The organism is Isoptericola sp. NPDC055063 (genome assembly GCF_053608125.1).
In genome coordinates this window covers 55112-66703 of the sequence record NZ_JBSGUW010000002.1, presented here as the reverse complement: position 1 = coordinate 66703, position 11592 = coordinate 55112, and the positions used below count along the sequence as shown (strand labels likewise).

10 protein-coding genes are annotated in these 11592 nt (G+C 75.5%); 6 read left to right on the top strand and 4 right to left on the bottom strand.

The genetic code is table 11. The features are described 5' to 3' along the window. Positions 1-25 precede the first annotated feature (25 nt). The 4 genes from ACWF41_RS02290 (at position 26) to ACWF41_RS02275 (ending at position 6354) form a co-directional block, all read left to right on the top strand. On the top strand, positions 26-2533 hold the full coding sequence (locus tag ACWF41_RS02290) for a polysaccharide lyase 8 family protein (RefSeq protein ID WP_380322454.1): 2508 nt from the start codon (positions 26-28) through the stop codon (positions 2531-2533). Positions 2534-2559: 26 nt separating this feature from the next. Continuing rightward, a complete protein-coding gene (locus ACWF41_RS02285; RefSeq protein WP_380322451.1) occupies positions 2560-4107 on the top strand; it encodes a polysaccharide lyase 6 family protein in 1548 nt (515 codons plus the stop codon). Positions 4108-4171: 64 nt separating this feature from the next. Then, complete coding sequence (locus ACWF41_RS02280) at positions 4172-5152, top strand: acetylxylan esterase (RefSeq protein ID WP_380322448.1); 981 nt, start codon at positions 4172-4174, stop codon at positions 5150-5152. Beyond that, positions 5149-6354, top strand: a complete 1206-nt coding sequence (locus tag ACWF41_RS02275) for an MFS transporter (protein WP_380322445.1) — start codon at positions 5149-5151, stop codon at positions 6352-6354. Before ACWF41_RS02280 ends, ACWF41_RS02275 begins: the two co-directional genes overlap by 4 nt. Here the strand turns inward: ACWF41_RS02275 and ACWF41_RS02270 are convergent. After that, complete coding sequence (locus tag ACWF41_RS02270; RefSeq protein ID WP_380322442.1) at positions 6351-6608, bottom strand: hypothetical protein; 258 nt, start codon at positions 6606-6608, stop codon at positions 6351-6353. The two genes, ACWF41_RS02275 and ACWF41_RS02270, sit on opposite strands and share 4 nt — an antisense overlap. A gap of 112 nt (positions 6609-6720) precedes the next feature. Between ACWF41_RS02270 and ACWF41_RS02265 the strand changes: the two genes are divergently transcribed. Further along, positions 6721-7737, top strand: coding sequence for an NADP-dependent oxidoreductase (locus ACWF41_RS02265; protein WP_380347102.1), 1017 nt, complete (start codon positions 6721-6723; stop codon positions 7735-7737). Positions 7738-7750: 13 nt separating this feature from the next. Here the strand turns inward: ACWF41_RS02265 and ACWF41_RS02260 are convergent, their stop codons facing one another. From ACWF41_RS02260 to ACWF41_RS02250, 3 genes are all read right to left on the bottom strand, one after another. Further along, positions 7751-8527 (bottom strand): metallophosphoesterase family protein, encoded by a 777-nt coding sequence (locus tag ACWF41_RS02260; RefSeq protein WP_380322437.1) that lies wholly within the window; start codon positions 8525-8527, stop codon positions 7751-7753. A 64-nt stretch (positions 8528-8591) separates the two neighbouring features. Further along, a complete protein-coding gene (locus tag ACWF41_RS02255) occupies positions 8592-9695 on the bottom strand; it encodes a Gfo/Idh/MocA family protein (protein ID WP_380322434.1) in 1104 nt (367 codons plus the stop codon). Then, positions 9680-10387 carry a ThuA domain-containing protein gene (locus ACWF41_RS02250; RefSeq protein ID WP_380322431.1) on the bottom strand — a complete coding sequence of 236 codons (708 nt, stop codon included), beginning with the start codon at positions 10385-10387 and terminating at the stop codon, positions 9680-9682. Before ACWF41_RS02250 ends, ACWF41_RS02255 begins: the two co-directional genes overlap by 16 nt. A 149-nt stretch (positions 10388-10536) precedes the next feature. Here ACWF41_RS02250 and ACWF41_RS02245 point away from each other — a divergent pair, with 149 nt between their 5' ends. Then, positions 10537-11580 carry a LacI family DNA-binding transcriptional regulator gene (locus ACWF41_RS02245; RefSeq protein WP_380322428.1) on the top strand — a complete coding sequence of 348 codons (1044 nt, stop codon included), beginning with the start codon at positions 10537-10539 and terminating at the stop codon, positions 11578-11580. The last annotated feature ends 12 nt before the right edge of the window (positions 11581-11592 follow it).

Genomic DNA, 11592 nt, shown 5'->3' with positions numbered 1-11592 from the left:
CTGCTCGACGACGAGAGGGACCGTGATGGACATCGACACCTTCGGCATGCCCGCCGACAGCCCGGGCACCACCGCCGGACCGAGCCGCCGCAGCGTGCTGCGCGGCCTCGGCACCCTGGCGGGCGCCGCCGCGCTGGCGCCGGCGCTGAGCCTGCCCGCCCGGGCGACGCCCGCCTCGACCACCGCCGAGCTGGTGGAGCGCTGGGCGGTGCTGCAGACCGGCGGTCCCGGCCTCGACCTCGGGGACGCGCACGTCGCGGCCGCCGTGAAGAAGGTCGACCGCGCGGCCACCACGGTCCTGAAGACGCTCGACCGCTCCGCGGGGCGCACCGCGCTGTGGCCGGACGTCACGGACTGGACGCGCTCCACGAACGTCACGACCACGTTCAAGCGGCTGCGCTCGATCGCGGTGGCCTGGGCGACGCCGGGCACCTCGGTGGCCGGCGACCCGGCGGTCGCCGCCGACGTCGCGGACGGCCTCACCTGGATGCACGACCACCTGTACGGCCCCGGCATCGCGCGCTTCGACAACGACTGGGACTGGGAGATCGGCTCGGCGTCGGCGCTCGCGGACACGCTGGTCGTGCTGCGCGAGCCCCTGGGCGACGCGCTCGCCCGCAGCACCGCCGCCATCGACCACTACACGCCCGACCCCAACCTGTGGCGGGCGGACCGGCAGATCGCCACGGGCGCCAACCGGGTGTGGATCGCGACGGTCGTCGCCGTCCGCGCGGCGCTGGACGGCGACGAGGCCGCGCTCGGCCGCGTGCGCGATGCGCTGAGCGACGTCGAGGGCGGAGGCGCCAACAGCGTGCTGGCCTTCGTCGACGACGCGGCCGGCGCGCCCGGCGAGGGCGAGGGCACGGGGGAGGGCTTCTTCCGCGACGGCTCGTTCCTGCAGCACTGGAAGCACCCGTACAACGGCGGCTACGGCAAGGAGCTGCTGGGCACGCTGTCGTCGCTGCTGCACCTGCTGGGCGACTCGCCCTGGCAGGTCACCGACCCCCAGCTGGCGAACGTCTACGCGTGGGTCACCGACGCCTTCGACCCCCTCATCGTGCGCGGCGACATGGCCGCGTCGGTGTGCGGGCGGGAGATCGCGCGCCCCAGCAAGCAGGGGCACGTGGCGGCGCAGACCGTCATCGAGGGCACGCTGCGGCTCATCCCGTCCGCGCCGGAGGCGACGGCCACCGCCCTGACGGGGCTGGTCGCGCAGTGGATCGCCGAGGACACGTACCGCGACTTCCTCGCCGCCACGACGCCCGCGTCCGTCGTCGCCGCCAACGCCCTGCTCGCCGCGGCCCCGACCCCGCGCGGCGCGCTGGTCGCGCACCGGCAGTACCCGGCGATGGACAAGATGATGCACCGCCGGCCGGGCTTCGCGGTGAGCGTCAGCGCGTACTCGAGCCGCGTCTACAACTACGAGTCCATCCAGAACGAGAACCTGCACGGCTGGCACCTGTCCGACGGCATGGTGCTGCTGTTCACCGACGACCTGGGCCACTACAGCGAGGACTACTGGCCCACCGTCGACCCGTACCGCCTGCCGGGCACCACCGTCGACACCGCGCGCCTGGCGGACAGCGCGAACTTCCGCGAGACGAGCGACGCGACCTGGGTGGGCGGGGCCGCCGTCCCCGGCGCCACCGTCGGCGCGTACGGGCAGGACCTGCGCGCCCGCGGCTCCGACCTGCGCGCGCTCAAGAGCTGGTTCCTCGTGGACGACGCCGTGATCTGCGTCGGCTCCGGCATCACGGCGCCCGCGGCGGGCGGCGTCGAGACGGTCGTCGAGAACCGCAAGGTGCGCGACGGCGCCGCGCTCGTGGTCGACGGGGTGGCTCAGCCGATCGGCAACGGCTGGTCGGCGACGCTCGACGACGTGCGGTGGTGCCACCTGTCCGGCACGTCGGGCTACGTCTTCCCCGGCGGCGCCCGGCTGCACGCGCTGCGCGAGGACCGCACGCACACGTGGCGCGAGATCAACATCAAGTACGGCACGGACACCCCGATGACCCGCCCGTACGTCACCGCGTGGCTCGACCACGGTGCCGCGCCGGCCGGAGCCTCGTACGCCTACGTCATGCTTCCCGCCGCCGGCCCCGACGCCACCCGTGCGTTCGCCGAGGCCTGCGGCACGGCGCCCGGGCTGCGGATCCTCGCGCAGGACGACGCCGCGCACGCCGTCGCCCTCGGCGGCACCATCGCCGCCAACTTCTGGGCCGCCGCGTCGGTCCCCACCGGCGCCGGGGTGCCGGGGGAGGGCGGGGCGCTGCACGCGGACGGCCCGGCGTCCGTCGTCGTGCACGAGGCCGGGGCCGGGTCGGGGAGCACGGAGTGGACGCGCCCCACGACCGTCGCACTGAGCGACCCCACGCAGACGCGCGAGCAGGTGGTCGTCGACCTCCAGCGCGCCGGCCTGCGGTTCGTCTCCGCCGACCCGGGCGTCACGGTGACCCGGCAGGGCGTGGGATGGCGCATCGTCGCCGCCACCGCCGGCCTGGCCGGCGCCACCGTCACCGCCTCGTTCGTCTGACCAGCCCGACCCGACCTGGAGGAACCATGAAGACCAAGCACCTCGCGCAGCCCGTGGCCCTCAACCTGGCCCTCGCCCTCGGGCTGACGTGCGGCGCCGCGGCTCCCGCCGTCGCCGACGTCGTCCCGACCGCGCCGACCCAGGCGTCGACGACGGCCGACACTGCCGGGACGACGGCGGGGTACCCGGCCGACGACGCCCCCGAGCCGGCGCCGCTGCGCACCGTGCCGGTGAGCACCAGCGCCGAGCTGGCGGCCGCGTTCAAGGCCGCCCTGCCCGGCGACCGCATCGTGCTGGCCGACGGCGAGTACACGATGGTGAAGCTGGCCGACAAGGCGGGCACCGCCGCGGCGCCCGTCGTCGTCGAGGCGGCGACCCTCGGCGGCGCGGTCGTGACGGCCGGCCAGCTGGAGGTCACGCGGTCCAGCCACGTCGTCGTGCGGGGGCTGACCTTCCGGAACGCGACGACGCTGAAGACCACCTCCTCGACGCACGTGCGGTTCACCCGCAACGACCTCGCGCTGCGCTTCGAGCCGCCGGTGGACCCGACGTCGTCGCGGCACTGGCTGCAGCTCTCGGGCGAGGGCAGCGCCTTCAACCGGATCGACCACAACGCGTTCCACGACAAGCCGCTGATGGGCAACTACGTCTCCGTCTTCGGCGGGGCCACGCAGATCTCCCAGCACGACCGGATCGACCACAACCTCTTCGCCGACAGCCCGGCCCAGCCCGTGAACGGCGCGGAGGCCGTGCGCCTCGGCGTCTCGGCGGTCTCGGACTCCAGCTCGTTCGCCGTCGTGGAGCACAACCTCTTCGAGAACGTCGACGCCGACGCCGAGATCGTGTCCCTCAAGAGCGACGACAACACCGTCCGCTACAACACGATCCGGGCCTCGCAGGGCGTGGTGAGCATCCGCCGCGGCGACCGCAACGTGGTGCAGGGCAACGTCTTCCTCGGGGAGGGCAAGCCCGGCACGGGCGGCGTGCGGCTGTACGGCGACGACCAGCTCGTGTTCGGCAACTACTTCGAGGGGTTGCGGGGGTCGGGCTACACGGCGGCGCTGCAGATCGACGGCGGCGACGTGGACGGCTCCGGCTCGACGTCGGCCCACTGGCGGGTGCACCGCGCGACGGTCGTGCACAACACGTTCGTGGACAACACCTCGAACGTCGAGGTCGGTGCCAACTACGTGCTCCCGCCCGTGGACTCCCTGGTGGCCGACAACCTCGTCGTCGGCTCGGCCGGCCCGCTGTTCCAGGAGCTCAAGCAGCCCGCCGGCGTCACCTACTCCGGCAACGTCGCGTGGCCGATGGGCGACGCGACGCTCGGCATCGACGCCGCTCCCCGCGAGGTGCGCGTCGTCGACCCGCTGCTGGTGCGCTCCGGCGGCATGTGGCGCCTGCGCCCCGGCCCGGCGATGAACACGGCGGTCGGCTCGTACCCGTTCCTCACCGAGGACATGGACGGACAGCCCCGCGACATGCGCCCCGACGTCGGCGCCGACGAAGTGTCCTTCGCCCCCGTCACCCGGACGCCGCTCGAGCGGTCCGACGTCGGGCCTTCCGCTCCCTGACGTCGTCGCCGAGACTGTTCGCCTGCTGCCCGACCCACCCGCACCACGAACCAGGAGCACCCGCATGGCCTTCTTCGACAAGCCCCTCGACGACCTGCGCGCCTACCGGCCCGAGCCCGAGGAGCCCGCGGACTTCGACGCGTTCTGGAAGCAGACGCTCGACGCCGCGGCGGCCGCCGCGACGGAGCCGGAGCAGGTGCCGTTCGACGCCGGGCTCGCCACCGTCGAGGTGCGGGACGTGACGTTCTCCGGGTGGGCCGGGCAGCCGGTCAAGGCGTGGCTGCTGCTGCCGCGCGAGCGCAGCGGGCCGCTGCCCGCCGTCGTCCAGTACATCGGGTACAACGGCGGGCGCGGCGTCCCGTGGGAGTGGCTCACGTGGTCCGCGGCCGGGTACGCCCACCTGGTCATGGACAACCGCGGCCAGGGCGGCGGCGGCAAGACGACCGCCGACACCCCGGACGTCGCGCCCGAGGGCCACGGGTCGTCGTCGCCCGGCTTCCTCACCCGCGGCATCGAGGACCCGGCCAAGCACTACTACCGGCGCCTGATCACCGACGCCGTGCGCGCCGTCGACGCCGTCAAGGCGCTGCCCGAGGTGGACCCGACCCGGGTCGCGGTGCTCGGCGGCAGCCAGGGCGGCGGGCTCGCGCTCGCCGTCGCCGGCCTGCGCGACGACCTCGCCGGGATGGTCGCCGACGTGCCGTTCCTCAGCCACTACCGCCGCGCGTCGCAGATCACCGACGAGGGCCCGTACGCCGAGATCGCCCGCTACCTCAAGGGGCACCGCTTCGAGGTCGAGGACGTGATGCGCACGCTGTCGTACTTCGACGCCACCAACTTCGCCGCGCGCGCCCGCTGCCCCGGCTGGTTCTCCGTCGCGCTCATGGACAAGATCTGCCCGCCGTCCACCGTGTTCGCGGCGTACCACCGCTACGGCGGCCCCGCGCAGATCGAGGTCTTCCCGTACAACGGGCACGAGGGCGGCGCGGCGTACGACATGCCCCGCAAGCTCGCGGCGCTCGCGGGGGTGCTCGGCCCCCGGTGACGCCCCCCGACGACGCCGCCGGGCGCACCCCGCCCCGCGGCGCGATGCTCGCCCTGTACGGAAACACGTTCGTCATGGCGACGGGCTTCTACGTGCTGGTGCCGCTGCTCGCCGTGCACCTGGCGGACGGGCTGGGCTTCGGCCTGGCGCTCGTCGGGCTGCTCGCGGGGATCCGCGCCGGCGCGCAGCAGGGCCTCCAGCTCCCCGCCGGACTGCTCGCCGACCGGTGGGGCGTGCGGCGCACCATCGTGGCCGGCGTGCTCGTGCGGGCCGCCGGCTTCGGCGCGCTCGCCCTCGCCACCACCCCGGTGGCCGTGGGCGTGGCCGGGGTCGCCGTCGGGCTCGGCGGCGCCCTCTTCCACCCCGCTTCCTACGCCGCGTACGCGCGGCTCGGTGGGGCGCGGCCCGACGTCTTCGCGCGGCGCGAGGCGCTGAGCAACGCCGGCTTCGTCGTGGGGCCGCTGCTCGGCGGCCTGCTCGTGGCCACCGGGTTCGACGTCGTGTGCTGGGTGGCCGCCGGCCTGTTCCTCGCGGCCGCCCCGCTCACCTGGTTCGGCCTCGGGCGGGCGGCCGAGCCCGGCACCGTCCCCGACGCGCCGGCCGCGCGCGCCAGCACGGACGGGGCGGCCGCCGGCACGATGCGGCGCGAGGCGCGCCGCGCGCTCGTCGCCCTCTGCCTGCTCAACGCCGGCGCCTGGGCGATCTTCACGCAGCTGCAGCTCGTCGTGCCGCTGCGGCTGGACGCCGTGCTCGGCAGCAGCGCCGCGGTCGGCGCGGTGTACGCCGCGGCGGCCGTCCTCGTGCTCGTCCTGACCGTGCCCGCCACCCGGTGGCTCCAGGCGCGGCTGCGGATGCCCGCCGTCCTCGCTCTCGGCGTCGCCACGATGGGCACGGGCATCGCCGTGCTCGGTGGCGGCCCGGGCCTCGTGTCCCTCGTCGTCGGGATGGTGATGTTCACCCTCGGGCAGATGGTCTTCCAGCCGGCGATGAGCGCCGTCGTCGCCGCCGGGGCGCCCGCGGCGTCTGTCGCCACGCGGTTCGGCGTCAACGGGCTGGCGCTCGCCGTCGGCGGCGTCGTCGGCTCGTCCGTCGTGGGCGCGCTGCTCGCCGGGCCGCTGTCCGGTCCTGGGTGGGCGTGGGCGGGGTTCGCGCTCGCCGGCGCGGGCGTCGCCGTCGGGTACGTGAGGGTCCGGGTCGGCTAGATCTCCGCGCTCGGCGACGCCGGCCGGGATCGAGCCGTCCGGGCCTTGCGCCGCCGGACCAGCCACTCCACGAGACTCCCGACGGTGCCCAGGAGGCCGAGCACCACGACGGAGCCGATGCTCGTGCCGAGCCAGGACGGCAGGCGGTGCCCGAGCTGCCACGTCACCGCCAGGAGCCCCGTCCAGAACAGGACGAGCCCACCCCATCGCAGCGTCCAGCGTGCTGCAGACACCTCGGGTGCGTCCTCGACCATCGTGCGACCTCCGCGTTCCGTCACCGGAGGGTAGCGGGCACGCGTCACCGTCCGGCATGCCCGCCTGACCGCGGGCGGGTGAGAATCGGGGCACGACGACGGAGGGACGACGGTGCGGGGATACGTGCTGCGACGCTACGGGCACCCGGGCGTGATGGAGCTGCGCGAGGTGCCGCGCCCGGCGGCTGCGCCCGGCGAGGTGCTGGTCCGGGTGCGGGCGGCGGGGCTGAACCCGATCGACTTCAAGACGCGCGACGGCGGCCTGCGGGTCATCACCCGGCTCCGGCTGCCGCTGGTGGCGGGCAGCGAGCTCGCCGGCGAGGTGGCGGCCGTCGGCGCGGGCGTGACGCGGTTCGCGGTGGGGGACCGGGTGTTCGCCCGGGTGGACAAGCGGCGGCTGGGGGCGTTCGCGCCGTACGCCGCTGTGCAGGAGAGCCTGGTGGCGGCGATGCCCGCCTCGCTCGGCTTCGTGGAGGCGGCGTCGCTGCCCCTCGCCGGGGTCACCGCGCTGCAGGCGCTGCGCGACGAGCTGGCGGTGGCGCCGGGGGACCGGGTGCTCGTCACGGGCGGCGCGGGCGGCGTCGGCACCCTCGCGATCCAGGTCGCCCGCGCGCTGGGTGCCGAGGTGACGACGACGGCGTCCGTCCGCGGCGAGGAGCTGGTGCGCTCGCTGGGCGCCGCGCGCGTGATCGACTACCGCAGCGAGCGGTTCGCCGACGTCCTGCACGACTACGACGGCGCCCTCGACCTCACCGGCGGCCAGGACCTCACGGACGCGTTCACGGTCGTCCGGCCCGGGCGGACGGTCGTCTCCGTGGCCGGCCTCCCGGACGCGACGACCGCGCGGGTCGACCTGGACGCCGGCCCCCTCAAGGCGGCGCTGCTGTGGGCGGCGAGCTCCGCGATCCGCCGCCGGGCCCGGCGCGCGGGCGTCCGCTACCGCTACCTGTTCATGCGCCCGAGTGGCGCGGACCTCGCCGCCCTGGCCGCCCTCGTCGACCGGGGCGAGGTGCGGCCCGTCGTCGACCGCACCTTCCCGTTCGCCGACATCGCCGCCGCGTTCGCCTACCTGGAGCGGGGCCGCGCCAAGGGCAAGGTCGTGGTCGAGCTGCCGGACGACCGGGCGTAGTGCCTCCCCGAGGTCAGGCGAGCCGCGCGACGAGGCAGGGCCCGCCCTCGTAGATGCCGCCGTCGATCGCGAGCGCGCGACCGTCGGCGTACGTCAACGGCTCGGTGACGTCCGTGTACGGGACGCCGAGCATCTCGGCGACGATGCTGTGCCCGTGCACCACCCGGTCCCCGCCGAGGTGCTCCAGCAGCTCGCGCGCGGCCTGCGGGCCGCTCTCCCCGCGGAAGGCGCCGCGGGAGGTGAGCCGCCGCCACGTCTCCCACCACACGTCCAGGTCCTCGGACGCGAGGCGCTCCCGGCCGGCGGCGACGAGGTCCTCGAGCGTCCGGCCCCAGTCCAGGTAGGCGAGGGTGTCGGAGTGCACCAGGAGCGCGCCGGCGTCCTGCGCCGCCATAGGCAGGGCCCGCAACCACGCGACGTGCTCGTCGGTGAGGCCCGCCTGGTCCGTGGCGAGGCCGCCGTTGCGGCCCCACGACCGGGCGAAGCTCCGCCCCGGCTCGCCCGGCCCGGGGGGCGGCGTCGCCCCGAACGTCCGCATCCCCAGCGCCAGCACCTCGTGGTTGCCCAGCAGCGCCCCGACGGCGCCCTCGGACTCCTCGACGAGCCGCCGGACCAGGTCGATCACGCCGACGCCGTCCGGCCCGCGGTCCACGTAGTCCCCGAGGAACCAGAGCCGGGCGTCCGCTCCGGCCCACCGGCCGTCGGCGTCCGTGAGCCCCTCGGCGGCCAGGGCCCGCACCAGGACGTCGCGGTACCCGTGCACGTCGCTGACCGCGTACACCCTCGTCATCTGCTCGTCGCTCCGTCCGTCGTCCGGCCGCGGGCCCACCGACCGACGGGTGGTCCGCCGAGGATCAGACCTGCGGGGCGTCCTGGAGGGGCACCGGGGCGGGGCGCTCGCAGGAGCTGGCGACGACGACGGACGCCCCCTTGTCGGCGGCGGCGAGCAGCGACGTCATGACGTCGAGCACGTGGTACGCCAGGTCGCCGTTCGCCCGCGCGGTGGCGCCGGGCGGGGTGGCGGCGAGGTCGGCCAGCCCGTAGCCGCGGCCGGCGTCGCGGTAGCCGGCGCTCGCGGGGAGCTCCTCCCACGTGCCGCCGAGGCGGTGCAGCTCCACGGTCCCGTCGAAGGTGTTCGGGTCCGGGACGACGAGCGAACCCCGGTCCCCGTGCACCTCGATGCGCGACGCGCGCGACGCCACGGTGTCGAAGCTCATGACGAGGGTCGACAGGGCGCCGGACTCGTGCCGCAGCACGCCGGTGACGTGCGTGTCGACGTCGACGGGGACGTCCTCGCCGGCGCGCGGCCCGGACCCGATGGTGCGCACGGCACGCGTGCGGCTCGCGGCGCCGACCACGGACTCCACCGGGCCGAGCAGGGTGACGAGGGCCGTGACGTAGTACGGGCCCATGTCCAGCAGCGGGCCGCCGCCCGGCTGGTAGTAGAAGTCGGGGTTCGGGTGCCAGAGCTCGTGGCCGGGCGTCACCATGGTCGCCGTGGCCGCGACGGGCGTGCCGACCAGTCCGTCGTCCACGGCCCGGCGCGCCGTCTGCACGCCCGTGCCGAGCACGGTGTCCGGGGCGCAGCCGACGCGCACGCCCGCGGCCCGTCCGGCCTCGACGATCGCGCGCGCCTCGTCGGTCGTGGCGGCGAGCGGCTTCTCGCCGTACACGTCCTTGCCCGCCGCGATCGCCCGGAGGGCGACGTCGGCGTGGGCGGCGGGGATCGTCAGGTTGAGCACGACGTCGACCTCGGGGTCGGCGACGAGCTCGTCGACGGTGAGGGCGCGGACGCCCTGCTCCGCGGCGACGGCGGCCGCCCGGGCGGCGTCGAGGTCCGCGACGGCGACCAGCTCGACGGCCCCGGTCCCTTCCGACCCGAGCCGCGCGATCGTGCGCAGGTACTGACCGGAGATCGCGCCGACCCCGACGACGCCGACCCTCAGCGGCTGGCCCACAGGATGCCCCTGGAGATGATGGTGCGGACGTTCGGGTCGTTCACCACGTCGAGGCGGTGGCCGGGCGTGGAGACGAAGACGCGCCCCTCGCCCCACTGCCGCGTCCAGACGGCGGGGCAGGTCACGGGCCGGTGCCACGGCTCGTGGTCGGGGGCCGCGAGGGTGGTGGTGGCCAGCACGTCGTTGTACTCGTCGGTCAGCACCCAGTACTGCTCGGTGGTGAGCTCGAAGTCGGAGAGCCCCGCGACGATCGGGTGGTCGGCCCGCTCGGGCACGATGTCGATCGTGTGGCGGACGAAGCAGTCGGTGCCGTCGCCCGGCAGCTCCTCGCGCGGCGCCTTGGCGGGGTGGGTCGCGAACTGCCCGCCCACCAGATGCAGGTAGTCCGAGCTGCTCCGGAAGGAGTCGGCGATCCCGCCGTGCCAGCCCGCGAGCCCCGTGCCGGCCCGGACGGCGGCGGTGAGGCCGCGCAGCTCGTCGTCGGCGATGGCGCTCATGGTGACGGTCTGGACGACGACGTCCACGCCGGCCATGTACGCGGCGTCGGCGTACACGGTGGTCTCGTCCTCGACCCGCACGTCGTAGTCGTGCTCGGCGAGGAACGGGAGGAACGAGTCGGTGGTCTCCACGGGCTGGTGGCCGTCCCACCCGCCCCGCACGACCAGGGCTCGTCGCTGCGTGGGGTCTGTCATGAGGCAACTCCTGTGTTGCGCAACTTGTGTGCGGTCGATGACGTGCCGGACGAGTCTTCCATGCAGCCAACGGTGCGACAAGAGGCGCCGGGCTTGTCGATCGGCCGGCGATTGTTGCGCAACTTCTGGCTCGTCGATACCGTCCCCGTGTGTCCGACGACCGCCCCACCACCCTCGCCGACGTCGCCGCCGCCGCCGGCACCACCGTCCCCACGGTCTCCAAGGTGCTGCGTGGTCGTTCCGACGTCTCCGCCGCGACGCGCGAGCGCGTCATGGCCGCCGTCGGCGCGCTCGGCTACCGCGGTCGGGCGGGCCGCGGCCTCGCGCCGAGCGGGGACCGGCCGCCGATGGTGGATCTCGTGCTCAGCGGCGTCGACGGCACGTGGGCCAACCGCGCCCTCAGCGGCGTCGAGGAGGCGGCCACCGCGGCCGGCCTCGACATCGTCGTCTCGGTGGCGCGCCGGCCCGACGACGCCTGGCTCCCGCGCCTGCTCGCCCGCCGCTCGCGGGGGGCGGTCATCGCGCTCGTCGACACGACGCGCGAGCAGCTCGCCACCCTCGCCGCCGCGCGGGTGCCCGTCGTCCTGCTCGACCCGGTGACCCAGCCGCCCCGGACCGTCGCGAGCGTCGGTGCCACCAACTGGGCGGGCGGCCGCGCCGCCGCCGAGCACCTCCTCGGCCTCGGGCACCGCCGGCTCGCCGTCCTCGCGGGGCGGCGCACCCACCTCTACAGCCAGGCGCGGGTCGACGGGTTCCGCTCGGCCACGGCCGAGGCCGGCATCGACCCCGGGCCCACGGTCGAGCATGGCGACTGGTCGCGGGCGGGTGCCGCCGCCGTGGCCGCGGACCTGCTGGCCGGCCCGGACCGTCCGACGGCGGTCTTCGCGTGCTCCGACCGGATGGCGCTGGGGCTCTACGACGCCGCGGCGGCCGCCGGGCTCCGGGTGCCCGAGGACGTGAGCGTCGTCGGCTTCGACGACCTGCCCGAGAGCGAGTGGACGCAGCCGGGCCTGACCTCCGTGCGGCAGCCCATCGCGCAGATGGGCGCGGCGGCGCTGCGGATGCTGCTGCGCCTGGGCGACGAGGGGCCTGGTGGGCCCGGAGGCGACGCGCCGCGGGAGGAGCTCGCCACCACGCTCGTCGTGCGGGGGTCGACGGCGGCGCCATCCGTCGCCGATGTCGGGTCGTCCTGACGAGGCGGAGGG